This is a genomic window from Paenibacillus sp. FSL R7-0652 (assembly GCF_038595045.1).
GTDB lineage: Bacteria > Bacillota > Bacilli > Paenibacillales > Paenibacillaceae > Paenibacillus.
On record NZ_CP152001.1, the window covers coordinates 53,871 to 79,613 of the forward strand.

Below are 25,743 nucleotides of genomic sequence, written 5' to 3' on the forward strand. Positions count from 1 at the left end.
GATCCGTCAGCCGGAAGTTCTAATCTTGGTTTCTCGTCCATATGCTAGGTACTAAAGAAGGAGGGGTACATGCCATGGTTGAGCACGGAAAGACCAAACAGCACCATCTGAATATGCAAAATCGGAAACTGCTGGACCTGACGGGAGTCTCCAATGTGGAGAGCTTTGACAGTGAGGAGTTTCTGCTTCAAACCGAACTTGGGCATCTGACGATCCGAGGGCATAATTTACATATCAAAAACCTGAGCCTGGAGGAAGGTCTTTTATCCATTGAGGGTACGGTTAGTTCACTTCAATATTTGGACCCCGGTTCCCAGTCCAAAAATAGCAAAGGCCTGTTTGGCAAGATGTTCCGATGATTCTGGATGCGCAGTGGATCACACTGACCTGGATGCTTCTATCGGGAGTTGTGATGGGCGCAGCCTACGACAGTTACCGGGTACTGTCCGGGCAGCTGCAGTTTCCGAGGTGGAGCATCCATACACTTGACCTGCTGTACTGGGTCGCCTCCGCGCTGTTCGTTTTTCGGATGCTGTATGCCGGAAATCAAGGACAGCTGCGGTTTTATGTCTTTTTGGGGCTGATTATCGGGGTTTGCTTCTATTTTTGGCTTTTAAGTGTTACAACCCAGCGTTTTGTGGTAATGTTAATTAAACTCGCAAGAACACTGATTCAGTGGTGTGGACATATCCTTAACATCCTGATTGTTGTGCCGGCGAAGGGAATATACAGATTGATCCGCGTATTATTCGGTTTCATCCTTGCGATACTAATATTCCTAGGCAAGTTGGTGCTGCAATGTTTACTCCCTTTCGGCAAATTGCTCCGCTGGATGTTTAGGCCGCTCCTGAGATATTGGGTAACGCCTGGGTGGATGATCCAAGCGGGTACAAGAATTGCAGCGATATGGAAACGCTGGTTTCAAGGAGGTCCGGGGAATGAGTAGAACACCTGTGGGCAGAACGAAAGGTCCAGTTAATCAGGGTAAATCTGCCGGTGCACGAAGGCGCCTGATGCTTTGGCTGACATTTGTTTCCGTTTTTGCGATCTGGGCAGGGTATACGTTTCTTGTACAGAATGCGCAAATTTCGGACAAGAGTTCTTATCTGGCCGCACAGCAGACTTCAAAGCAGGATACGCAGAAACAGCTGGAGCAGCTGAAGTATGAGGTCAGCCGGTTGAAGGACCCTGAATACATAGGACAGCTGGCACGAAAAAAGGGATATTATCTGCCTGAGGAAACACCTATTCAGGTTGAAGGCTCAGGGAACTAGTGGAATACAGCCTATTGCTGAGCAAGGTTCGTTTTCCAGCGTCTTACGCACATAAACCGGAAAAAATAGGCTCTCTATTGGGCCTGTGCTTAGTTGACCTTGGTTTATGGCATAAGGTATAATTACAAGTAGCACAGCATGATTTTGGCAATCAAAAAATCGGGTTGTATATTTTTAAGGGAGGATCATTTTATTCTATGGCAATTGAAGTGGGCACCAAGTTAGAGGGCAAGGTGACAGGAATCACGCATTTTGGAGCATTTGTGGATCTGTCAGGAGGTGTCACGGGTCTCGTTCACATCTCGGAAATCGCCGACAATTACGTCAAAGATGTCAACGACCACCTGAAGCTGAATGACCAAGTTACAGTTAAGGTTATCAACGTTGACAAGGACGGCAAGATCGGACTTTCCATCAAACAGGCTGTTGACAAACCGGTAGAGCAGCAGACACAATCCAGACCCCCGAGAGCTCCTAGACCGGAACGCAGTGGAGGAGATCGCGAACGATTCAGCGGCGGAGGCCCAAGTGGTGGCCAAGGTCGTGGTGGCGGCGGTGGATTTAACCGTGACCGCGGAGGCCGTTCTTTCAAGCCCGCAGCAGGCAAACCTTCATTTGAGGATAAAATGTCACGCTTCCTGAAAGACAGCGAAGAACGGATCTCTTCGCTCAAGAAGAATACAGAAGGCAAACGCGGCGGCCGCGGCGCCAAGCGTGTGTAATCTGTTTCAACCTGATTTGAATATATAAGTAAAACCGTTAGCCAAGAGGCTAACGGTTTTTTTGTGCATTCTTTTGAGTATTTATATCACTTTCACATTCGACGAAACATCAGAGAGGTGTGGATTTTTAGGTACATCACGACATAATCTCTTCGCAATATATGCCGCCAAACGGAATAATAAGAACATTTGTCGTCTTCCATTTTTTACCGACAGGTTTCCGTGGCATTCCCCAGTTATCCTGCTCAGATTGTGACGATATGGTCTGGCTCCTCGTTCAAAATCAGACATATCCTCTACTCCCCGTCTATTTTTAAAAAGAGGGAAACCGTAATAAGGCCGAGGGTTTTACACCGCCGCGCCGTGGTTGTTTCTTTTGTCGTAAAATTTTTGCAGCTCGTCCAGCTATTCTGACAAACTACGTCTTCTCTTCTATCTATAATCAGAACCATCGAGAACGAAACACGAAATCAAATAATCGAATGGGGTGCCTTGAGCATGATGGAGAAGTGGAATGTCATTCAATTTCCGGGGATGAAAGCAGGTAAAGGAGGTGCTGCAGCTCGGGAGGAGCTGTCAGGACGTCTGAAACAATGGCTGGGTTCCCGCAAGGCTGTCCAGGCGGTAGCTTCGCGCAAATGGGTACTGCTGCTTACCTTTATGGGCTTTTTACTGGGTAAGGCGATGATTCTGAATGAATTATCTCCTTTTGCCATTGCATACTTCGCCGTCATCGCCTTTATGCGCAGGGATTACATTATTCCGGTTGGTGCCGCACTGCTCGCAGGAAGTCTCTTTGCTCCGTTTCCAGTCTCACTAATTGTAGCCTCCGAGATCGCTATCTTCTATCTTCTGTTCCGAGGGCTGGAGTCTTATGATCGCGCTGAATTATCTTATGCACCAATGATGGTGTTTACGACAACTTTTATGGTAAAGCTGTTCGCCGTTGTTATTGGTCCTTCGTTCAGCTGGTACGCCATACTGATGCTGACGATGGATTCGGTGCTGAGCTTTGTGCTGACCCTGGTATTCATTCAGGCCATTCCGATTTTTACGTACCGCAAAAAAAAGTTCAACCTAAAGAACGAGGAGATCCTATGCCTAATCATTCTGCTGGCATCCGTGATGACCGGTGCGGTAGGATGGACCATTCAGTCGTTATCCGTGGAACATATGTTATCCCGATACCTTATTCTGATTTTTGCTCTGGTAGGTGGGGCTCCTTTGGGTGCATCGGTTGGTGTGATTACAGGGTTAATTCTGAGTCTGGCTGATATGTCGGCAGTATATCAGATGAGCCTGCTTGCTTTTGCCGGGATGCTGGCAGGCATGCTTCGTGAAGGAAAACGTTTGGCAGTCGCACTCGGGATGCTGCTGGGCTCGTCTATTCTTTCCATTTACCTGGGCGGCCCGGGTGACGTGATGAACTCCCTGTGGGAAACATGTGCAGCCATTGTGCTGTTTATGTTAACACCTAAGAGCATGCTTGCCGCGATCTCCAAATATGTTCCTGGTACACAGGATCATACCAAATCCCAGCATGAATATGCGAAACGCATTCGTGATATTACAGCAGAACGAGTTACACGTTTCTCACAGGTTTTCCGTCAGTTATCACGCAGCTTTGACCAGATGTCCGGTACGGGGGAGCCGGTGCATAAAGAGGGCGGAATGGACCATTTCATGAATGCGGTTGCTGAGGGTACCTGTGCAGGCTGTTTCAAACGAGCGCAGTGCTGGGATGCAAAGTTTATTCAGACTTACAGCTACATGACCGATGTTATGAGTTCAATTGAGGCGAACCCGGAGATAACCGGCAAAGAGATTCCGGTGGAATGGAACAGAGTATGTGCCAAGCCGGAAGAGGTACTTGAGGTCATGCGTGCTCAATATGGGCTGCATCAGCATAATATGCAGTGGAAACGCCAGATTATTGACAGCCGGCAGCTCGTTGCGGAACAGCTGTCAGGAGTATCTCAGGTGATGGAGGATCTGGCCAAAGAAATTCAACGTGAAAGTGAGGAGATGGTACAGCAGGAGGAACAGATTCGGGATGCACTGGAGTCACTTGGCCTATCCATTCATTCCATTGAAATTATCAATCTGGAAGCGGGTAATGTAGAGATTGAAATCGTACATGCATACACCAGAGGGTTTGATGAATGCCGTAAAATGATCGCTCCGCTGATCTCTAATGTGCTTGATGAGCATATTGCTGTACTGCATGAGACGATGACTGACCCTCGCCAGGGGCTGGCAACAGTGACGTTTGGATCGGCAAAGACGTTTGAAGTCACTACAGGTGTAGCTGCTGCTGCCAAGGGAGGAGATGTGATGTCAGGCGACAGCTTCAGCACCGTGGAACTGGGGAATGGTACATTTGCGGTCGCACTTAGCGATGGAATGGGGAACGGTGAGCGTGCTCGCATGGAAAGCAGCGCTGCACTCAACATTCTGGAGCAGCTGCTTCAATCAGGTATGGATGAGAAACTGGCAATTAAATCAGTCAATTCAGTACTGATGCTGCGTTCTCCAGAGGAGATGTATGCCACAGTAGATATGGCACTGATTGATGAATATACGGCAGAGACAACCTTTATGAAAATTGGTTCAACCCCGAGCTTTATTAAACGCGGACAGGAGGTTATCCAGGTTTCGGCGAGCAATCTGCCGATCGGCATCATTAAAGATATTGAGGTGGATCTGGTGACACTGCAGCTGCAGCCAGGTGATATTTTGATTATGATGACAGACGGCATCTATGATGCTCCAGGATATGCGGTAAATAAAGAGTTGTGGATGAAACGACTCATTCAGGAGATTGACACGAAGGATCCGCAGGAACTGGCTGACTGCCTACTCGAAAGTGTGATCCGGTACCAGCAGCACGAGATTCTGGATGACATGACTGTCGTGGTTGGCAAAGTTGAACACTATCGCCCGGAATGGGCAACCCTGCATATGCCTGGCATTAGCCGTATGGAACGTCCTCGTACTGTAAGTTAGGGCGGGGCAGCATTGACCAAATCCTTCCTCGAAATCCGTTTGAACTCTCTTCAATCTGGCAATGCTAGTCATAGAGTTGGAGAGTACGAATAACGGAGGGATATCGGATGAAGCAAATTTTGTTGATTACCGACGGTTGTTCCAATGTGGGAGTAAGTCCGGTACTGGCAGCGGCTGAGGCGAGGGAAGAGGGCATTACAGTCAATGTAGTGGGTGTCATCGATTATGGAACGATTGGGGAGCTGGGCAGCAGGGAGATTGAGGATATTGCCAGAGCCGGAGGGGGAATCAGCCAAATTGTAGGCACAAGACAGCTTGCCCATACGATGCAGATGATGACAAGAAAAACAGTGGTTCAGACGATTCAGCAGGCGGTTAATAGAGAGTTAACACAAATTTTGGGGGAGAAGGGACCAAAAACTGTAATCGATCTGGAGCCTTCACAGCGATCACAGGTCGTGGAAGTTATGGATAACATGACGGAAACGGCTGCCCTGCAGGTCACGCTGCTCATTGACGTCAGTGCAAGTATGAAACCAAAACTGGCAGCTGTAGAAGAAGGCATACGGGATCTGATGTTAAGTCTGCAGGCAAGAGTAGGCAAGAGCCGCTTATCTGTATTTCATTTTCCAGGCCGCCACAGCGGAGAGGATGCGGTAATGGACATCGACTGGACCGATGATCCGGGACGTGTTCGTTCCTTATTTGGACGGCTGCAGACGAAGGGGGCAACGCCGACAGGTCCTGCAATTCAGAAGGTGATTGATTTTTACCGTTATGGTACACTGGAGGAACAGCAGGAAATAGAAGGGAACTATCGCATTGAAAGAGAAGGGATGCTCGGTGACAACGTTGTCTGATGCCTCTTTCCCACCAGGAACTGTGATTACAGGGAAATGGAATCGAAGCCGATATACGATTCGAAAGCTGCTGGGCAGAGGCGCTAATGGGGTTGTTTTTCTTGTCCAGCGTGGAGAGAATGGCAAACAATATGCGCTCAAAATGGGGTTTGACCCCATCGATCTGCAGTCTGAGATCAATGTGCTCAAATCGTTTCAGTTACAGCGTAATCATGAAGCCCTTCGGCAGAGCGGCATACCTTCTTATCTTAAAGATGTGGATGATTATGCCGTTCGAGGCCGAGACATTCCTTTTTATGTGATGCGTTATGTTCAAGGTGAGGCACTTCATCACTTTATTCGACGCCAGGGAACAGACTGGACATTGCTGGTCGGACTAAGACTGCTGCAGAAACTTGCCCAATTACATCAGGCAGGCTGGGTGTTTGGAGACCTCAAACCTCAGAATGTACTGGTATCAGATTACGGGCATGTTGAGCTGATTGATTATGGCGGGGTAACATCTATTGGGCGCAGTGTTAAACAGTTTACGGAATGGTATGATCGCGGGTACTGGAATGCAGGAAGTCGAACCGCAGATGCTTCATATGATGTGTTTGCCTTTGCACTGCTGCTGATTCATATTCTGGAAGGTGATGCTCTGAAGTCTCTGGCTGCTGATGGATTGCCCCAGCTGCGGAATGTTAGTCAGCTTGTGCGGCTGGCTGAACGTAGTGAGAGAATGGAACCTTTTCGTCACTGGATCACCAGAGCTCTCCAAAGTCAGTTTAAGGATGCAGATGCTGCGGCAAAAGCGTGGAAGGAATTGATGGCACGGCCCGTACCGATGCGCCGCCGTTCTCGAAGACGCACACCGCGATGGCTTAAAAATGCATTTGCTTTGTCGGTTATTTTACTTATTGGGGTTGTCATCTATGCACTGCGTTTTTGATCGTGAGCGTGCATATACATAATGCTAGGAATGAGGAACAGGTATGGAAGCTTTACGCTGGGATACACTGGTGGATAACGTACTGGATGCAGCGGAAGAGCATCAGTTATGGGTTCCCGGAGACCGGATTGTCATCGCTGTGTCAGGCGGGCCGGATTCGGTAGCTTTTTTGCATATTATGCACGAGATCAGCAGGCATCATATGCCGCTTGAATTGATCTGCGCCCATGTGCATCATGGATTTCGCGCTGCATCGGATGAAGAGGCTCGTCAGATGATGGCCTTGGCAGGCCAGCTCGGCCTTCCGTTTGAATGGGTCAAAGTCGACATACCGTCCTATATGAAACAGACAGGCCAGAGCCCACAGGAGGCAGCACGTAATCGGCGATACGCTTTTTTGCATGAGGTGGCTGAGAAATATGGTGCAGCAAGCATTGCCTTGGCACATCATGCCGATGATCAGGCAGAGACGGTTATGCTTCATTTACTGCGAGGCAGCGGGCTTTCGGGGCTTGCAGGCATGAAGTTCAAACGCCGTGAAAAAAATGTGGAACTTATTCGCCCATGCCTTCGTATAAACAAGACGGACCTTGTAGAAGCTTGTAATACACAGGGGTTTACGTACTTTCTTGATGAAAGCAACGAACAGCGCAAATATCGGCGTAACGCGATTCGTTTGGATGTGCTTCCTTTTTTGGGGCAATATAATGGACAACTCACGCCGTCACTGAATCGACTTGCCGAAATTGTGGGTGAAGAAGACGATTTCTTGGAGCAGAGTACTTACGACACATACAGGTGTCTAGTGCAGGTGAACGGCGGAAGGCAGACCTTTGAGGTGCCTTCCTTCTTGAAGTTACATGTCGCTTTACAACGAAGGTTGATTAAACTAATATTGAATTATCTGCCTTTGGACAGTGATTTTGTCGACTTTACCCGTATCGAAACTATTCGGCGCAAGGTCATGGATGCCGAGGTGACGACCTGGAGTCTGGATATGGGACAGACACTGACTTGTACCCGGGAGTATGATCTGATCTCGTTTGGGATACGTACAGGCGTACAGGATCAATCTTACGAGTATCGTCTTGCACAATGGAGCGGAACTTATGAGCTTTCACTCACCGAAATTAACCGGTATATCCGGTTGATGCCGATGAGTCCCGAGAACTATCATGTACCGGAATCGGCGGATCAAGCTGCGTTTGATGCGGATCAACTCTTGATGCCGCTGGTTGTACGTTCACGGTTACCTGGAGATACCATGAAAGTAATGGGATTAAACGGAAGCAAAAAGGTGAAAAATATTTTCATCGATGAGAAAATTCCCCCATCTGTCAGACCCCGCATTCCTGTGGTGTGTGATGGAGCAGGCAATGTGATCTGGTTACCGGGTGTTCGCCGGTCCGATGCAGCTCCTGTAAGGGAGAGTACTTCCGCAATCCTGTACATGACTGTAGGCGATTCAGCGATTCAGGGGTAGTGGGTATGGTTCAGGTAAGGCTTTCATAGTATAACTTAGGAGGTTCGCACAGTTGCAGAACGACATTCAGGAAGTATTGATCAGTGAAGAAGAAATTCAGAGTAAAGTCAAGGAATTAGGCGCAGCACTAAGTGCCGATTACGCTAACCGGAATCCTTTGGTCATTTGCGTGCTCAAAGGTGCGTTTATATTTATGGCTGATTTGGTTAAAAACATAACGGTACCGGTTGAGATGGATTTTATGGCCGTATCCAGTTACGGTGCTTCTACCAAGTCATCCGGTGTTGTCAAAATCATTAAGGATTTGGATGTATCTGTTGAAGGACGTGAAGTTCTGATTGTCGAAGATATTATCGACAGTGGACTTACCCTCAGCTATTTGATTGAGCTTTTGGAGAACCGCGGAGCTGAAACGGTACGTGTAGTTACTCTGTTCGATAAGCCATCAGGCCGTAAGGTGGAATTGGAAGCCCATTATACAGGCTTTGACATTCCTGATGCATTCATCGTTGGATACGGTTTGGATTATGCCGAACACTACCGGAACCTGCCATACATCGGGATTCTGAAACCCGAGATCTACACAAGCTGATTTCATGCAAGGCCCATGCCTTGAGCTGTTTTTGGCATCTATTGAGAAGCCACGCCGGGCTATGTTAAAATAATTAAAGTGTCTCGAGAGGAGGTAGGGGATGAATCGCTTCATGCGGAATTCTGCTTTTTATTTGATTCTTTTTTTAGTTGTGGTGGGTTTAGTTAGATTTATCACAGATGGAAACGATGTTATAGAAAACCCTAGATATGATCAGTTTCGCGCTGAGGTTAAAGCCAACAATATCGCCGAAGTGACTGTTCAATTCAACGGTCAGACATATCTCGTGACCGGCCGATACAAACAAGCACCTGATGGTGCCAAATCAGAAAATTTCTCAACGTATATTCCTCCTACGGATGAGGCAATTACCGAACTTGTAGCTGCAAGTGAAGCTAACAAATTTGAATATCATCAGGAACCAATGAAAGGTGACAGCATCTGGTTAACACTGCTGACCTCCTTTATTCCCCTGATCATTATGTTCCTGCTGTTCTTCTTCCTGTTCAATCAGGCTCAAGGCGGCGGCGGTAAAGTAATGAACTTTGGTAAAAGCCGTGCTCGTCTCTACAATGAAGAGAAGAAACGAGTTACATTTGAAGATGTTGCAGGTGCTGACGAGGAGAAACAGGAGCTTGTTGAAGTGGTAGACTTCCTCAAGGACCCTCGGAAATTCGCAGCTGTTGGTGCACGGATTCCGAAGGGCGTACTGCTTGTAGGTCCTCCAGGTACAGGTAAAACATTGCTCGCTCGTGCCGTAGCTGGTGAAGCGGGTGTGCCATTCTTCAGCATTTCCGGTTCTGACTTTGTTGAAATGTTTGTCGGTGTCGGTGCATCACGTGTTCGTGACTTGTTCGAAAATGCGAAGAAAAACGCACCATGTATCATCTTTATTGACGAGATTGATGCAGTGGGACGTCAGCGTGGTGCTGGTCTTGGTGGCGGTCATGATGAACGTGAACAAACCCTCAACCAGCTGCTTGTTGAAATGGACGGTTTTGGAGCGAACGAAGGTATTATCATCGTTGCTGCGACAAACCGTGCAGATATTCTTGACCCTGCGCTGCTGCGTCCAGGCCGTTTTGACCGTCAAATCACAGTGGATCGTCCAGACGTTAGGGGCCGTGAAGCTGTTCTGAAAGTACACTCCCGCAATAAACCACTCACAAAAGATGTGAGACTGGACATTATCGCGAAGCGTACAACAGGGTTCTCAGGCGCAGACTTGGAGAACTTACTGAATGAAGCGGCACTGCTTGCAGCACGCCGTAACAGAAAAGATATTTCCATGCGTGAAGTCGATGAGGCAATTGACCGTGTTATTGTGGGTACGGAGAAGAAAAGCCGTGTCATCAGCGATCGCGAGAAACGTATTGTCGCTTATCACGAAGCAGGCCATACCATTGTAGGATACTTCCTGGAACATGCTGATATGGTACATAAAGTGACCATCATTCCGCGCGGACGTGCGGGTGGATATGTAATCATGTTGCCAAAAGAAGACCGCATGCTTGTTACCAAGCAGGAGCTGCTGGATAAAGTAACCGGACTCCTTGGAGGTCGCGTAGCGGAAGAACTGTTCATCGGAGAGATTGGTACCGGTGCGTACAGTGACTTCCAGCAGGCGACAGGTATTGTGCGCAGCATGGTTATGGAATACGGTATGAGTGAGAAACTGGGTCCAATGCAGTTCGGAAGTTCACAAGGACAGGTATTCCTCGGACGGGATATCGGTCACGAACAGAATTACTCGGATTCCATCGCATATGAGATTGACCAAGAGATGCAGCGTTTTATTAACGACTGCTATGAGAAGTGTAAAGCTCTCCTTACAAAACATACGAGAGAGATGCATCTGATCGCTGAAACACTGCTTGAAGTGGAAACGCTCGAAATGGATCAGATCAAGCAATTGATCGAAACAGGTTCTCTGACGCCAAAACCGGAAGGCGATAACTCAGGAGAAGGCACCCCAACTGAAGGCGGCGAGCCAATCATCGATAATATCGGTGACGTTCGTGTCCGCATTCAAGGCAAAGATGAAACATCTGAGCTACCAGTTGGAGACATTCCTAACGAAACTCCGGACATGGATAAAGGCGGCAGTGATCCGAATGATGGCGGCACAAAGCCAACATCATAATATGTAATGAATGGCCGGCGATGATGCCGGCATGATGAAAGAGAGCCCTCGTGGCTCTCTTTTTTTGCAAATAATTATTCATTTAGAGAAGGAAAGGATAATCGAGAGCTAGATGGCGAACCGGATAGTATAAGGGGGATAAGAGGGGATATCCTGCCCTTTTTCATTTATTGACAGAGTCGTGAACGTTGTGTACATTAGTTGTTAAACCGCTTGTGATTCGTTTCACCAGCGAATATAACGACTTAGTTAGTCCTATGAAACAGCGCTTGACGCTGTCCCGATAAGGAGAGGATCACAGGTGGAAGCTCTGGCTTTAGAGCGCAAGGCTGAGATGAATCGCGAGCTGCGTGAGCGGCTGATGGAACTCAAGAAGGAACGCAATGCCATTATTCTTGCTCATTACTATCAACGTGACGAGGTACAGGAAGTCGCAGATTTCCGTGGAGACTCCTTCCTGCTGGCTCAGAAAGCTGCGCAGACAGATGCGGATGTCATCGTATTCTGCGGTGTTCATTTTATGGGTGAAAGCGCTAAAATTTTGGCTCCGAACAAGACGGTGCTGATTCCCGATGAACGTGCAGGCTGCCCGATGGCGGATATGGTTAACGTGGATGGATTACGTAAGCTCAAGGCACAGCATCCGAATGCTAAAGTCGTCACATACATTAACTCTTCGGCTGAGATCAAAGCGGAAACGGATATTTGCTGTACATCTGCTAATGCTGTTCGTGTAATCCAATCGGTGGATTCGGAGGAAATTATTTGGGTGCCAGATAAAAATCTAGGGCACTATGTGCAGCAGCATACAGACAAAAAGATGATTATCTGGGAAGGTTACTGCAATACGCATGATATGCTGACCGTAAAAGATGTCGTTGAAATGAAGGCTAAATATCCGAATGCTGAGTTTGTTGTGCATCCCGAATGTCGTCCTGAGGTTGTAGAGATGGGGGACTTCGTAGGCAGCACAACAGCAATCCTGGAGTACTGCAAGAAATCAGCAACCAAAGAGTTCATTGTTGGTACCGAGGATGGTACAGGATATCAGCTGCGTCTTGACAGCCCGGATAAACAGTTCCATTTTGCGACGAAGTTCCTGGTATGTCCTAACATGAAGGTCAACAACCTCAAAAAGCTGGTCAAATGTCTGGAAACGATGAAACCGCAGATTTATGTACCGCCGGCTGTTGCTGATAAAGCCAGAGAATCACTAGAGCGCATGTTACTGGTGAAGTAACATGCGTTACTCTTGCTCCGAGACAGGTGAATAAGATGATACCGCAATATATATATGATTTTGATCTCTCTGCGCTGCCGATGGTGGAGACTGATGTGCTGGTGATCGGTTCAGGCATTGCCGGTCTGTTTACCGCGATTAAAGCCAGCGAACAGCATCGGGTATTGATGATTACGAAGAAGTCTTTGCTTGAGAGCAACACCAGATATGCGCAGGGGGGCATTGCGGCTGTAATTGCTGAAGATGATTCACCTGTATACCATTTGCAGGATACCCTTGCCGCTGGAGCAGGCTTATGCCGCTCTGAGGCAGTGGAGGTATTGGTAAACGAGGGCCCGGACGGAGTCAGAGAACTGATCCGTCTGGGAACATTATTTGATCAAGAGAACGGCGAGTTGGCGTTGACGCAGGAGGGTGCGCACAGCCACCGCCGTATTTTACATGCCAACGGAGATGCCACCGGATATGAGATCGTCAGAGCGCTCGCTGTGGAGGTCCATGAACATTCTGGAATTGATGTTTGGGATGAGCATTTTGTCGTTGATCTCATTACGGATCATGGGGAGTGCATCGGTGCTCTGATTCTGAAAGAAGACGGTTCAAAGGTGTTCGTCAAAGCAAAGGCCACAGTGCTCTGCTCAGGCGGGGCGGGGCAGCTGTATCGTTATACAACCAATCCCAATGTGGCTACCGCAGATGGTGTTGCGATGGCTTATCGGGCAGGTGCAGTCGTTCGTGATATGGAATTTATTCAGTTCCACCCGACTTCTCTGTGTTACCCCGGGGCTCCGCGCTTTTTGATATCTGAAGCTGTACGCGGGGAGGGTGCGTTCCTTCGCAACGTGAAGGGTGAACGTTTTATGGAGAAGTACCACACGCAGCTTGAACTCGCACCACGGGATGTTGTAGCCAGAGCAATTGTTAGCGAAATGGAACTGACTAACAGCACGTTTGTATACCTCGACATTACACATGAGCAGCCGGAGATGGTAAAGCATCGCTTTCCTACTATTTACGAAACCTGCATGCGGTACGGGCTTGATCTGACCACAGATTGGATTCCCGTTGCCCCTGCTGCGCATTATATGATGGGCGGAGTAAAAACAGATTTGAGCGGTGAAAGCAGCATTGCCCGATTATTTGCATGCGGTGAGGTATCCTCTACAGGTGTACACGGAGCTAATAGACTAGCGAGCAATTCCTTATCTGAAGCGATTGTATTTGGACGAAGAATCGTGGAACGTATTCATTCCCTGCCTTCACTTCATGAATCACTTGGGATTGATGTGAAATCTCTAAGCTTGGACAATAAGAGCATCAGCCGTGAGAAAGAGCAGCGGCCTTCCGAGCCGATATCGGAAAGACGTTTGCGTCTGCAGAAGATGATGGTTCGTCAAGTAGGACTTCGAAGAAACGGAAAGAGCCTGCAGCAGGCAAAGGATAAGCTGCAGCAGGAGTTGTCTTTTTTTGATCAAAGACTTACCCAAAGGGAAGAACTGGAGTATGCCAATCTTCTGACCTGTGCATGGCTTGTCACCAGCGGAGCGCTGCACCGTGAAGAAAGCCGAGGGGCACACTATCGTGAGGATTTCCCCGCACGGGATGATGCAGTATGGCAGAAGCATAGTCTGCAGCAGCGAGAACAAGTGATTGTGGAGGAATGGATGTCATGATACTGAATGGATATAATGAGGAACTTATTGAGACGATCAAAGGCTGGCTTCGTGAGGATGTAGGTGCAGGAGATATCACAACGAATGTGACCATTCCGGCAGGCAGTGAATCCAAAGCTGTAATCCATGCGAAAGATCACGGGGTCATAGCGGGTATAACAATCGCAGAGCTTGTATTTCAAGTCGTAGATCCAGAGCTTCGTTATACAGCAAAAGTAGATGACGGTGATGCAGTCACCCCTGGCACTATTTTGGCAGAAGTTGAAGGGAGCACTCATTCTCTCCTTACTGGGGAACGATTGGCGCTTAATCTGCTGCAGCGGATGTCTGGTATCGCAACGCGAACGCGTTCCTACGTCGCTGCCCTTGAAGGGTTAAAAACCAGACTTGTTGATACACGCAAAACAACACCAGGCCACCGCTTATTGGAAAAGTATGCTGTACGTGTGGGTGGCGGTGCCAATCACCGTTTTGGACTATATGATGCCGTTATGATTAAAGACAATCATATTAAAGGTGCAGGAAGTATTTCCAAGGCCGTGCAGCGTGCACGGGCCGTAATTCCGCATACGATGACGATTGAAGTAGAGACGGAAAACCAGATTCAGGTGCAGGAAGCCTTGCAAGCTGGGGCAGATATCATTATGCTGGATAACATGCGGCCCGATCAGATGCGAGAAGCGATCGCTCTGATTCGGGAACAGGCTCCACATGTGAAGATAGAAGCATCCGGGAACGTTTCTCTCGAAACTATTCGCGGAATTGCGGAAACGGGTGTGGATGTAATTTCGGTTGGCAGGTTAACCTATTCTTTTGAGAGCCTGGATATCAGCCTGGATTTAAACGAAAAGAAAGAGGGGTGAACCTCTTTGATTTTAGTCGTAGACGTGGGCAACAGCAACATTGTGCTCGGGGTATATCAGGGCCGGGAACTGCTGCACCATTTTCGTCTGAGTACATCTCGTCAGTCCACAGTGGATGAATACGGCGTATTGATTTATAATTTATTTCATATGTCCAGTATCTCAGCTCGTGACATTGAAGGTGTTATTATTTCATCCGTGGTTCCACCGCTGGTGAATGTCATCGAGATGATGTGTGAGAAATACGTGGGCCAAAAACCAATGATTGTCGGGCCAGGAATCAAGACCGGCCTGAACCTGCGATACGAGAATCCGCGTGAAGTGGGCGCGGACCGGATTGTAAATGCTGTGGCGGCCGTGGAGAAATACGGCGGCCCCCTTGTGGTCGTTGATTTTGGTACAGCTACTACATTTGACTGTATCGATGAGAAAGGCCATTATTTGGGAGGCGCTATCGTACCCGGCATTCATATTGCTACCGAGGCGCTGTATGAGCGGGCAGCCAAACTGCCGCGAATTGAGCTGGAGAAGCCGAAGAAGGTTATAGGACGCAACACAGTGCATGCCATGCAGGCAGGAATCATCTATGGTTATGCCGGGCAGGTGGACGGCATTGTAGAACGAATCCGTGAAGAAATGAAGGCGGAACCTATGGTTATTGCCACGGGAGGACTTGCTGCACTGATTGCAGAAGAGACCCGAAGCATAGAGAAGGTAGATCCGCTTCTTACGCTCGAAGGGCTGCGTGTCATCTATGAGCGGAATCGGGAAAGGTAAGACATACACAGGGCGGCATACAGCAGGCTGGAATTACAGCTTAATTGTGGAGCCGTTTTTTTCTGTTAATGAGATAGGATTATACGCCAAAGGAGGCTGAATGACTTGGAAAACAACAACAACAAGCTTGACCGGTTAATCCGTGGTACAGCGATGAACGGAAAGGTAAGAGCATTTGCCGTTCAGACGACGGAACTGGTAGAGGAACTGCGCAGAAGACATGATACGTTTCCCACGGCTACAGCAGCCATGGGGCGTACAGTAACCACGGCTGCCATCATGGGAGCCATGCTCAAAGGGGAAGAAAAACTCACCATTCAAGTAAAGGGTGACGGCCCGATTGGCCAGATTGTAGCTGATGCCAATGCCAAAGGTGAGGTACGGGGCTATGTGTCCCAACCGCACGTGCATCTGCCGAGCAATCGTTTTGGCAAGCTGGATGTGGCCGGAGCAGTAGGTACGGAAGGTTTTATTAACATAACCAAGGATCTGGGACTGAAGGAGCCTTATCGCGGCAGTATTCCGATTATCTCAGGTGAACTGGGCGAAGATTTTACGTATTATTTTGCACAATCCGAACAGACGCCTTCTGCAGTAGGGGTTGGTGTTCTGGTAGATACGGATAATTCAGTTATCGTTTCGGGCGGATTTATTATACAGCTGCTGCCAGGCCTAACGGACCCGGAGATTACGGAAATCGAGAATGCGATTAGTGCCCTGCCTCCAGTCACAACCCTGCTGAATGAGGGACTTGAACTGGAAGAACTGCTGCGCCGTCTTTTACCAGATGTACAGGTGATGGGTGAGCTGGATATACGCTTTAACTGCAGTTGTTCACGTGAACGCTTGGAAAAAACATTAATCAGTCTCGGTCAGACCGAGCTGGAAGAGTTAATTGAAGAAGAAGGACAGGCTGAAGTGGTCTGCCAATTCTGCAATGAAGCTTATGATTTTAACAAAGAGCAGCTGGAAACCATCCTAGAACAAGCTAAGAACTGATCGATGCGGGGACGGGATGCGGTAATGAACAGACAGGAAAAAGGGTTATGGACAGCAGTTGTTATTCTGACACTCGGCGTATTGGTTATGGGTACAGTGATGGGAATGCAGATTCTTAAGCAAAATAAAGATGATACAGAGAATTCCCATGATGCCAACAAGGAAGAAGGAGCCGCGGTTGCAACAATTAACGGTGAAGTTATTACAGATAAAGCCTGGACTGAGGCATTAAAACGGCGTTATGGCAGTGAAATGCTGCTGCAGATGCTGAACCGGAAAGCGGTATATGCCGAAGCTGTGCAGCGTAATTTGGTGGTTACTCCAAAAGAAATTGCAAGAGAAATGGCTGGAGCAATGGAGGGTTATGATTCAGAGAGATCCTACTATGATGCCATGAAATCACAGCTGGGTCTGTCCAAGCAGGATCTGGAGCTTGAGGCAGGGTACCGTCTACTGCTTGAAAAGATCGCTACTGCAGGTATACAAATCCAAGATGATGATATTCAGCAGTACTGGGTAGAGCATCGTGAAGCCTATATCACACCTGAGAAATATGACCTGTCCATTATTGTTGTAAAAGAAAGGTCTGAATCAGAAGCCCTGCTGAAGGCTTTGAGGAACGGGGCTGATTTTGAAGAAACAGCTCGTTCGCAATCGCTGGACAGCTATTCCCGGGATTCGGGAGGCAGACTGGGATGGATTGAGCAGAACGATCCGTTCCAGCCAAAATCCGTTCTGCAGCTTGCTGCTAATATGGAAATTGGTGATACGGCCGGTCCGGTACAGGTGGATGACGGTTATGCTATCATCAGGCTGAATGACAGAGCTGAACGCCAGGAGCAGTCTGTAGAGGAAGTGCATGAGGAAATTCGCATGGAACTGGCGCTCAGCCAAGCTGATCCGCTGCCGCAGGTTGAAGAGATGCTCCGAGATAAATACGAGGCTGTGATCATCTCCGAAATCCCGGCCTCCTAAAACAATTGAATGACAAACGTCCTGTCTTATAGGAGCTGCATCTTGATAAAAATACTTTGTCTACGGTCTCAGGGCCTAAGGCAAAGTATTTTTTTGAGCACTCATATTGACAATGTCTTGTAACGTTGATAAGATGAAAATAATCAAATACCTACTCGTTTACTCGGATATAGATGAGATTCAAGACAGGATCAGTATAAATAGATTTGAATTCATGATTTCATTGTAAGAGAAACTTTCGGAAAGCTCGGCGCTGCCTATACCTGTATGCGTGTTTTTGATGCAGAAAGGAACGGATAATCACCGGATTTCCGCAGTTCTTCATAAAAACATCCAGAGGCTCATAAGCACAATCGTATAAAGGTAGGATTTATATAAGTATTATTCATCCCACTAAGGAGGGCATTCATATGGCTAAAGTAGTTAATAACGTAACAGAACTCATCGGAGGTACTCCGCTTGTTCGTCTGAACAACATTGTTCCTGAAGGCAGTGCTGAAGTGTTTGTAAAGCTGGAGTACCAAAATCCAGGCTCAAGTGTCAAGGATCGCATTGCCATCAGCATTGTTGAAGAAGCAGAAAAAGAAGGAAAGCTGCAGCCGGGTGGTACTATTATTGAAGCAACAAGTGGTAACACAGGTATTGGTCTTGCGATGGTGGCTGCTGCCAAAGGCTACAAATCTGTTATTGTAATGCCTGAAACGATGAGCTTGGAGCGCCGCAACCTGCTTCGTGCCTATGGTGCCGAGCTTGTACTCACACCTGGAGCAGAAGGAATGAACGGTGCTGTCAAAAAAGCAGAAGAGCTGCTCAAAGAAAACCCGACATACTTCATGGCAGAGCAGTTTAAGAATAAAGCGAACGTGAAAATTCACCGCGAAACAACAGGTCCGGAAATCGTTGAAGCGATCCAATCCATAGGCGGCACTCTTGATGCGTTTATCGCAGGTATTGGTACCGGCGGAACGATCACCGGTACTGGCGAAGTGTTGAAAGAAGCATTCCCTGGTATCAAAATCGTGGCAGTTGAGCCGGCAGCATCGCCAATTCTGGCAGGTGGCAAACCGGGACCTCACAAAATTCAGGGGATTGGTGCAAACTTCATTCCTGAGATTCTGGATCAGGAAATATATGATGAAATCATTCACATTGAGAATGATGATGCATTCGAAACCGCACGTGCTGTCGCGAAAGAAGAGGGGATTCTGTCCGGCATTTCATCTGGTGCGGCAATCCGCGCAGGCCTTCAGGTAGCAAAACAGCTGGGAGCCGGCAAGCGCGTTGTCGTTATCGTGCCTAGTAATGGTGAACGTTATCTGAGCACACCACTGTACAACTTCGAGGCATAATAATACGGATACAGATGCTTCTGATGGTCTAATCTGATGTGAGCATATTTCTGTTTCACACATGATCATGAACGAATCCTTCCTGCCCTGACGGGTGGGGAGGATTTTTTGCGTAATGCTTTTAAAAGCAACGGCGCTTTAGTATACTATCAAACAATAAGAACTATATAAGTCGGACCGATTTATACCAAACGGAGAGGGAAGAAAAAAGCTGGAGAAGCGCAGCGTCCGTCTAAATCAATAATTCAACTTATATCGTGACACAGGAAAGGGCGGCGGGCCGCAATGACACACCTGATGACAACATATGCCGACTGGGAAGCATGGGCGAAACGAGGCTGGACTATGCTGCCTTATATAACGAAGTCGGATGAGGGACCGTATCATGGCGGTCTACCGCTGACGTGGGAAGCCGCATGGCAGCATGCGTCCCCTAATGCAATCATACTGGAGAATGGCAAAGGCGGAAGGTATACCTTTCTCGGCTTGAATCCGGTATCGGTCATTTCTGGCAAAGGGCAGGACGCCGTCATTCATGATGTGCACCAAGGAACAACACGAACAGATCAAGGTAAACCGCTTGAAGTATTAAAAAGATGGACGGAACCTTACCGCGCACCCAAGGTTAACGGAGCACCTGATTTTGCAGGCGGTTGTGCCGGATACCTCAGCTATGATGTGGCCAGATCACTGGAGAAGCTGCCAACAATAGCTGAAGATAATCCTGATCTCCCGGATTACTGGTGGATGCGTTTTGAAGAGATATGGGCATACGATCACAAGCAGCAGGCACTCTTCTGTATGGTGCATCTGCAGGTGAGTCCCGAGCAGCGAGCAGAGGCGGACCTGCGCTCTCTGTATGCAGCGGCAGCGAAGCGAGCGGGTGTTATGCAGCAGCGATGGCTGCATATTATGGGTTTTGCCCAGGCAGAAGAGCAGCAGCAGGCATTGGAACTCCGTCATCGGCAGGTTCATCTTGCACTGCGCAGAGAAGACTCCGAGCGGGAAACGGAAGGGTGGCAGACCTCTTTCCCTCAAGAAGATTTTGAACAGGCAGTGCATAAGGTGCAGGAATATATCCGGCAGGGTGATGTATTTCAGGTTAATCTTTCACTCCGACATGAGAAGGAGCTCCGATCCAGCAGTGAGCACATCTACGAATGGCTTCGAATCGTGAACCCATCACCCTACATGGGAATGCTTCGCAGTCCCGGCTTTCAGCTGGTCAGTGGATCACCGGAGCTGCTCGTCAAAGTGGAGAATGGCAAAGTCAGCGCACGTCCCATAGCAGGAACGAGAAGAAGAGGGCATGATGAGGCAGAGGATCAGGCGATGGCGGATGAGCTGCTTGGCAGTGAGAAGGAGCGGGCCGAGCATATTATGCTGGTTGATCTGGAGCGCAATGATATTGGACGAATTGCTGCTTATGGATCAGTTCATGTCCCTGAGCTAATGACCATCGAAAAGTACTCCCATGTCATGCATCTCGTGTCACAGGTAGAAGGCAGGCTGGCCGAGGGACTATCTGTATTTGATGTCATAGCTGCCACCTTCCCGGGCGGAACGATTACGGGTGCTCCCAAAGTCCGCACGATGGAGATTATTGAAGAACTTGAACCAGTGCGGAGAGGACCTTATACGGGATCAATCGGGTGGATCGATTACAGTGGTAACATGGAGCTGAATATTGTCATTCGTACACTTGCGATCAAAGATGGGATGGGCTATGTTCAGGCCGGTGCAGGCATCGTGATTGATTCTGATCCGTACCGCGAGTACAGAGAGTGTCACAACAAGGCCAGAGCAATGATGAGGGCTGTGAATTACAGTGAGCGAGCTGAAGCTGAGAGTAAGCAGAGGCATAAGCAAAAGCACGAACAGGAAGAGTCACAACACAAGCAGAAATCATCTGAACGGATTGAAGCCGTTAAACAAAAATAATAAGGCCTCCACTGCAGTCTGCGGTGGGAGATGAGGAGGAGCGGACGTATGATTCTGGTTATCGACAATTACGATTCATTTACGTACAACCTGGTTCAATATCTGGGTGAATTGGGGGAGACGGTGGAAGTTCGCCGTAATGACGAGATTGACCTGGCAGGCATTGAAGCGCTGGCACCGGATCACATTCTGATCTCTCCAGGCCCATGTACACCGAATGAGGCGGGAATTAGCCTAGCAGTCATTGAACACTTTAAAGGCAGTATTCCGATCTTTGGTGTATGTCTCGGGCATCAAGCCATTGGACAGGCATTTGGCGGAAATGTCATTCGTGCAGATCGGATGATGCATGGCAAAACATCCGAAATGCTTCATTCGGGCACATCAGTATTTGCCGGTTTACCTTCCCCGTTCACAGCCACCCGTTATCATTCATTGATCGTGGAACGCAGCAGTCTGCCGGATTGTCTGGAGATTACAGCGGAGACTGCCGAAGGAGAGATTATGGGTCTGCGTCACAAAGAGTATGCCATTGAAGGGGTACAGTTCCACCCGGAATCCATTATTACAGACCATGGCCATCAGATGCTTCGCAACTTCCTGTCCCAACAGAAGGCCAACGTATAACATGCAGTATGCCGCGATTAACGGAGAACTGGTTCAACTGGCGGCAGCCGTGGTTCCTGTAACGGATCACGGTTTTTTGTACGGACTCGGTTTGTTCGAGACGCTGCGGACATACCAAGGTGTGCCCTATCTTCTGGAACGGCATCTGGATCGCATGGCTTCAGGTTGTGCCGAGTTGGGTATTCCTTTTACGGTAACCGCAGCAGAAGTAACAGACTGGATATCCCGTCTGATGCAGGCGAACAGGATTGAAGATGCTTACGTGCGTTATACCGTATCCGCTGGCGAGGCACCGCTCGGACTGCCTTCAGGGGATTATACAGACCCCACTCACATCGTATTGGCAAAAGCCCTACCTGCTCCCTCTCCTGCCCTATATGAGACGGGTAAAGTGCTTCAGCGCTTGTCCACACCGCGCAATACGCCAGAGAGCAGGGTAAGGTTCAAGTCACTACATTACATGAACAGTATTTTGGCGAAACGTGAATTGAATGGTTATGGTCAGCAGGATCAGCGTCTGCTTGGGGCGGAGGGACTGCAGCTCACCCAGGACGGTTACGCTGCGGAGGGAATTGTCAGTAACGTATTTTGGGTGCGTGAAAATATACTCTATACCCCCTCCCTGTCCACTGGCATTCTGCCTGGCATTACCAGAGGGGTCGTAATGGAGATTGCAGCGGAGCAGGGCATCGTCTGCATGGAGACGCAGTCACCATGGGAAGAGCTGTGGCAGGCTGATGAAATATTTTTGACCGGCTCAGTAGCTGAATTGGTTCCAGTAACAACACTGCGGAATCTGGATGGCACCGAAACAACAATCAGCAGCGGACAGATCGGCCCGGTTACGGCAGGACTACTGCGTATGTACCGGGAGAAAGCGGGGTATACTTCATGACACTTACACCAGTCATTTATGAACGGAAGTATGAATGGGGTCCGGCTTCAATAACGCTGGGAACCCGGACACAGATAATGGGCATTTTGAACGTTACACCAGATTCATTTTCAGATGGTGGACGCTATAATAGCGTAGAGCGAGCGGTAGCCCATGCGAAGCAAATGATGGAGGATGGTGCCGACCTTATTGATATCGGCGGAGAATCTACACGTCCAGGTTCAGATAGGGTCAGTGCAGACGAGGAGCTTCAACGGATTATTCCGGTCATTGAAGCCCTGCATGCAGAGGCACCGCATATTCCGATCTCGGTCGATACCTATAAAGCGAATGTAGCTCGCCAGGCTGTTCAGGCAGGGGCACACATCATCAACGATGTGTGGGGAGCCAAGGCTGACCCGGACATGGCGCGAACAGCGGCAGAGTTGGGCTGCCCGATTATTCTTATGCATAATCGGCAGGCCCGGGACTACACGGATTATCTACATGATGTTGTGCATGATGTGCAGGAAAGCATCCGGCTTGCCTTGGCAGTCGGTGTGCAGGAGCATCAGATTATACTGGACCCGGGAATCGGATTTGTGAAGGATCTCTCGGAGAACCTGGAGCTGATGTCTTCCTTAGGTCTGCTGAATGAGCTGGGATATCCGGTACTGCTCGCTACATCCCGCAAACGATTCATTCAGCATACGCTGAATGTTGGTGCAGATGATGCTTTGGAGGGCACTGCGGCAACGGTGGCCTTTGGCATTGCCCAAGGCTGCCAAATGGTACGAGTCCATGATGTGAAGTCGATCCGGCGGACGGCAGACATGTGTGATGCGATGCTGTATCAATCTCCAGGCTTGCGGAGAAGATCATAATGGAGGGCCTGCCCGGCCCTTCCATGCAGGAGCGGAGCGTTTTATATAAAGAGTGAGTTTTAGGGCGTAAAAAAGTAATTATCTCTCTACTTATATCAATATTTAAATAGAAAGCAGGCGAAACGAATGGATAGAATGGTACTGCATCGCATGGAGTATTACGGTTATCATGGGGTGTTTGCGGAGGAACGCAAGCTGGGGCAGCGGTATTACATCGATTTGGAGATTGATATGGACCTGGGCGAGGCTGGACGTAACGATGATCTGACCAAAACAATCAATTATGCAGAGATTCATGAATTGGTGAAACAGATTGTTGAAAATAAATCATTCCAGTTAATTGAAGCGTTGGGTGAACATATTGCATCTTCTTTACTAGACACTTATACTATTATCAATGCGTTGACAGTCAAGGTGACGAAGCCGCATCCGCCATTTGATATTCATTTTGGAGGCGTAACTGTAGAGCTTCGCCGCTCAAGAAAGTGAGAACTGATCATGATTGCACATTCGACCTCTGAATCCTCAGAGGCTTATATTGCTTTAGGGGCTAATTTGGGTGACCGGGAGCAGACGCTGCTTGAAGCGTTAACGCTTCTGGATGCACACCCTCACATATCTGTGCTGCGATGCTCTGCGATGTATGAGACGGAGCCGGTAGGATATGTGGATCAGCCTGCTTTTTTGAATATGGCCGCTGCCGTCAGCACCAGTCTGACACCGGAGCAGCTGCTCGCTGAATTGCTGAGTATAGAGAACCAGCTGGGGCGGGTTCGAGATATTCGCTGGGGTCCGCGTACAGTAGATCTGGATTTGCTCTGGATGCAGAGTGAGACGCGAGATACTGAACTGCTTCAACTGCCGCATCCCCGTATGGGAGAGCGGGCTTTTGTACTGGTGCCGCTGTCGGACATCGTACCGCAGGACGAGGCATCAGGTCTGCATACCTTTGTACACGCATCGTTGTCTGTACTGGATGGAAAGGATGGAATACAGCGTTGGAAAACATGCAATTGGCCAACCGAATCCGGGCGTTCCGGAAGCTGAAAGGGTTAACCCAGCATGAGCTCGCAGCCGAGACAGGCATATCTTTGGCCATTCTGGGAACGATTGAACGGGGAAATCGGAAAGTGACACCACAAGAATTAAGCAGGATTGCTGGTGTGCTCGCAATTAGTATTGAGGAATTACAAGGTCAAACCAAACCTGAATGACAGATATATAGATCAATTTGAACAAAATCAGCTTTGGGGATGAACAGACAGCCCGGGCTTGGAATAGATAAGGGGTGAAACAGCAAGCATGCTTAAGATCGGCAATATTAAAATGAAAAATCAGGTGGTCCTTGCGCCAATGGCTGGTGTATGTAATCCAGCTTTTCGCTTGATTGCCAAAGAGTTTGGCACAGGTCTTGTCTGCGCAGAGATGGTGAGCGGCAAAGCAATTGTGCATGGCAACCAGCGAACACGTGAGATGTTGTTTGTTGATGAGCGCGAGAAACCGCTTAGTCTTCAGATCTGGGGAGGCGACCGGGAATCACTCGTTGAAGCGGCAAGAATCGTAGATAAGGAAACGAATGCAGATATCATTGACATTAACATGGGGTGCCCTGTACCAAAGGTAACGAAGTGTGATGCAGGTGCACGCTGGCTGCTGGACCCGAATAAAATATACGAGATGGTATCCGCCGTTGTAGAAGCTGTGGAGAAACCTGTTACCGTTAAAATGCGGATTGGCTGGGATAACGAGCACATCTATGTAGTGGAGAATGCTCTTGCTGTGGAACGCGCCGGCGGAAGTGCTGTCAGCGTGCACGGCCGGACAAGAGAACAGCTCTATACCGGCACAGCAGATTGGTCGCATATCAAAAACGTCAAGGATGCTGTCTCCATTCCTGTCATTGGTAATGGCGACGTATCTTCACCGGAGGATGCCCGCCGTATGCTGGATGAAACGGGCTGTGACGGAGTAATGATCGGACGTGCTGCCTTGGGTAACCCATGGATGCTGTATCGTACAATTCAGTACCTGAGTTCAGGCCAGCTGCCTCCCGACCCGAATGCGGAGGAGAAAATCCGTGTAGCTGTTCTCCATATGGATCGACTGATTGCACTCAAGAATGAAACGGTCGCTGTACGTGAAATGCGCAAACATCTGGCATGGTACCTGAAGGGGTTGAAAGGATCAGCCCGAATTAAGGATGTTATTATGGAAGGAACCAAACGCGATGAGATGGTAGAGATTTTGGAGAACTTCGTGGAGCAGCTGAAAATCGAAGGGAATCTGGAGTCTGAGCCTGTCATCACTGGAAATGCCTCTTAATTAACGAAGCAGTTGTAAAACGTTTACAGCCATAGGGGGCGTAACATTGACTTTTCGAGATCGTTCCCCTATAATTTCTCAGTATAAATTCGCCATGTGCGTTTACTAAGTATAGTGCATCAGGAGGAATATTCTATTTCTCTGGAGAACTTCATATAGTTTTGAAGATGTATGCGGGCGGAGTTCTGTCATCAGCACTGATTCCGTT

General features: G+C 48.6%; 25 protein-coding genes. All 25 read left to right on the top strand.

What is annotated here, in order from left to right; all coding sequences use genetic code 11:
* Positions 1 to 74: 74 nt before the first annotated feature.
* Positions 75 to 359 carry a sporulation protein YabP gene (gene yabP, locus MKY97_RS00245; RefSeq protein WP_342553608.1) on the top strand — a complete coding sequence of 95 codons (285 nt, stop codon included), beginning with the start codon at positions 75 to 77 and terminating at the stop codon, positions 357 to 359.
* Positions 356 to 946: a spore cortex biosynthesis protein YabQ gene (gene yabQ, locus MKY97_RS00250; protein ID WP_342553609.1), complete on the top strand. Its 591-nt coding sequence runs from the start codon at positions 356 to 358 to the stop codon at positions 944 to 946. Before yabP ends, yabQ begins: the two co-directional genes overlap by 4 nt.
* Entirely contained in the window at positions 939 to 1,274 is a 336-nt protein-coding gene (locus MKY97_RS00255; protein ID WP_342553610.1) for a septum formation initiator family protein, read from the top strand. Before yabQ ends, MKY97_RS00255 begins: the two co-directional genes overlap by 8 nt.
* A 197-nt stretch (positions 1,275 to 1,471) precedes the next feature.
* Positions 1,472 to 1,996: a S1 domain-containing RNA-binding protein gene (locus MKY97_RS00260; RefSeq protein WP_056697430.1), complete on the top strand. Its 525-nt coding sequence runs from the start codon at positions 1,472 to 1,474 to the stop codon at positions 1,994 to 1,996.
* Positions 1,997 to 2,494: 498 nt separating this feature from the next.
* Entirely contained in the window at positions 2,495 to 5,002 is a 2,508-nt protein-coding gene (spoIIE, locus tag MKY97_RS00265) for a stage II sporulation protein E (protein WP_342553611.1), read from the top strand.
* Positions 5,003 to 5,109: 107 nt separating this feature from the next.
* Entirely contained in the window at positions 5,110 to 5,862 is a 753-nt protein-coding gene (locus MKY97_RS00270; RefSeq protein WP_342553612.1) for a VWA domain-containing protein, read from the top strand.
* Positions 5,846 to 6,793 carry a protein kinase gene (locus tag MKY97_RS00275; protein WP_342553613.1) on the top strand — a complete coding sequence of 316 codons (948 nt, stop codon included), beginning with the start codon at positions 5,846 to 5,848 and terminating at the stop codon, positions 6,791 to 6,793. The genes MKY97_RS00270 and MKY97_RS00275 overlap by 17 nt, the downstream gene beginning before the upstream one ends.
* A 43-nt stretch (positions 6,794 to 6,836) precedes the next feature.
* Positions 6,837 to 8,276 (top strand): tRNA lysidine(34) synthetase TilS, encoded by a 1,440-nt coding sequence (gene tilS, locus MKY97_RS00280; protein ID WP_342553614.1) that lies wholly within the window; start codon positions 6,837 to 6,839, stop codon positions 8,274 to 8,276.
* 52 nt (positions 8,277 to 8,328) lie between these two features.
* Entirely contained in the window at positions 8,329 to 8,868 is a 540-nt protein-coding gene (hpt, locus tag MKY97_RS00285; RefSeq protein WP_342553615.1) for a hypoxanthine phosphoribosyltransferase, read from the top strand.
* A 100-nt stretch (positions 8,869 to 8,968) separates the two neighbouring features.
* A complete protein-coding gene (ftsH, locus tag MKY97_RS00290; RefSeq protein ID WP_342553616.1) occupies positions 8,969 to 11,011 on the top strand; it encodes an ATP-dependent zinc metalloprotease FtsH in 2,043 nt (680 codons plus the stop codon).
* A 301-nt stretch (positions 11,012 to 11,312) separates the two neighbouring features.
* Positions 11,313 to 12,251, top strand: a complete 939-nt coding sequence (nadA, locus tag MKY97_RS00295; RefSeq protein WP_342553617.1) for a quinolinate synthase NadA — start codon at positions 11,313 to 11,315, stop codon at positions 12,249 to 12,251.
* 35 nt (positions 12,252 to 12,286) lie between these two features.
* A complete protein-coding gene (gene nadB, locus MKY97_RS00300; RefSeq protein ID WP_342553618.1) occupies positions 12,287 to 13,924 on the top strand; it encodes an L-aspartate oxidase in 1,638 nt (545 codons plus the stop codon).
* A complete protein-coding gene (gene nadC, locus MKY97_RS00305) occupies positions 13,921 to 14,787 on the top strand; it encodes a carboxylating nicotinate-nucleotide diphosphorylase (protein WP_342553619.1) in 867 nt (288 codons plus the stop codon). Before nadB ends, nadC begins: the two co-directional genes overlap by 4 nt.
* 6 nt (positions 14,788 to 14,793) lie before the next feature.
* Positions 14,794 to 15,564 carry a type III pantothenate kinase gene (locus tag MKY97_RS00310; protein WP_342553620.1) on the top strand — a complete coding sequence of 257 codons (771 nt, stop codon included), beginning with the start codon at positions 14,794 to 14,796 and terminating at the stop codon, positions 15,562 to 15,564.
* 105 nt (positions 15,565 to 15,669) lie between these two features.
* On the top strand, positions 15,670 to 16,563 hold the full coding sequence (gene hslO / locus MKY97_RS00315; protein ID WP_342553621.1) for an Hsp33 family molecular chaperone HslO: 894 nt from the start codon (positions 15,670 to 15,672) through the stop codon (positions 16,561 to 16,563).
* Positions 16,564 to 16,587: 24 nt separating this feature from the next.
* On the top strand, positions 16,588 to 17,538 hold the full coding sequence (locus MKY97_RS00320) for a peptidyl-prolyl cis-trans isomerase (protein ID WP_342553622.1): 951 nt from the start codon (positions 16,588 to 16,590) through the stop codon (positions 17,536 to 17,538).
* Between the two features lie 410 nt (positions 17,539 to 17,948).
* Positions 17,949 to 18,887, top strand: a complete 939-nt coding sequence (cysK, locus tag MKY97_RS00325) for a cysteine synthase A (RefSeq protein WP_342553623.1) — start codon at positions 17,949 to 17,951, stop codon at positions 18,885 to 18,887.
* A 285-nt stretch (positions 18,888 to 19,172) separates the two neighbouring features.
* Positions 19,173 to 20,828 carry an anthranilate synthase component I family protein gene (locus MKY97_RS00330; RefSeq protein WP_342553624.1) on the top strand — a complete coding sequence of 552 codons (1,656 nt, stop codon included), beginning with the start codon at positions 19,173 to 19,175 and terminating at the stop codon, positions 20,826 to 20,828.
* A gap of 48 nt (positions 20,829 to 20,876) precedes the next feature.
* Positions 20,877 to 21,455 (top strand): aminodeoxychorismate/anthranilate synthase component II, encoded by a 579-nt coding sequence (gene pabA, locus MKY97_RS00335; protein WP_342553625.1) that lies wholly within the window; start codon positions 20,877 to 20,879, stop codon positions 21,453 to 21,455.
* A 1-nt stretch (position 21,456) separates the two neighbouring features.
* Positions 21,457 to 22,350, top strand: a complete 894-nt coding sequence (locus MKY97_RS00340) for an aminotransferase class IV (RefSeq protein ID WP_342553626.1) — start codon at positions 21,457 to 21,459, stop codon at positions 22,348 to 22,350.
* Entirely contained in the window at positions 22,347 to 23,213 is an 867-nt protein-coding gene (folP, locus tag MKY97_RS00345; RefSeq protein ID WP_342553627.1) for a dihydropteroate synthase, read from the top strand. Before MKY97_RS00340 ends, folP begins: the two co-directional genes overlap by 4 nt.
* Before the next feature lie 126 nt (positions 23,214 to 23,339).
* On the top strand, positions 23,340 to 23,702 hold the full coding sequence (folB, locus tag MKY97_RS00350; RefSeq protein WP_090924638.1) for a dihydroneopterin aldolase: 363 nt from the start codon (positions 23,340 to 23,342) through the stop codon (positions 23,700 to 23,702).
* 9 nt (positions 23,703 to 23,711) lie between these two features.
* The gene (gene folK / locus MKY97_RS00355; protein ID WP_342553628.1) at positions 23,712 to 24,260 is read left to right on the top strand and encodes a 2-amino-4-hydroxy-6-hydroxymethyldihydropteridine diphosphokinase; all 549 of its coding nucleotides are present in this window, start codon (positions 23,712 to 23,714) and stop codon (positions 24,258 to 24,260) included.
* Positions 24,221 to 24,427, top strand: coding sequence for a helix-turn-helix transcriptional regulator (locus tag MKY97_RS00360; protein WP_342556187.1), 207 nt, complete (start codon positions 24,221 to 24,223; stop codon positions 24,425 to 24,427). The genes folK and MKY97_RS00360 overlap by 40 nt, the downstream gene beginning before the upstream one ends.
* 88 nt (positions 24,428 to 24,515) lie before the next feature.
* Positions 24,516 to 25,535 (top strand): tRNA dihydrouridine synthase DusB, encoded by a 1,020-nt coding sequence (dusB, locus tag MKY97_RS00365; RefSeq protein WP_342553629.1) that lies wholly within the window; start codon positions 24,516 to 24,518, stop codon positions 25,533 to 25,535.
* Positions 25,536 to 25,743: the final 208 nt, after the last annotated feature.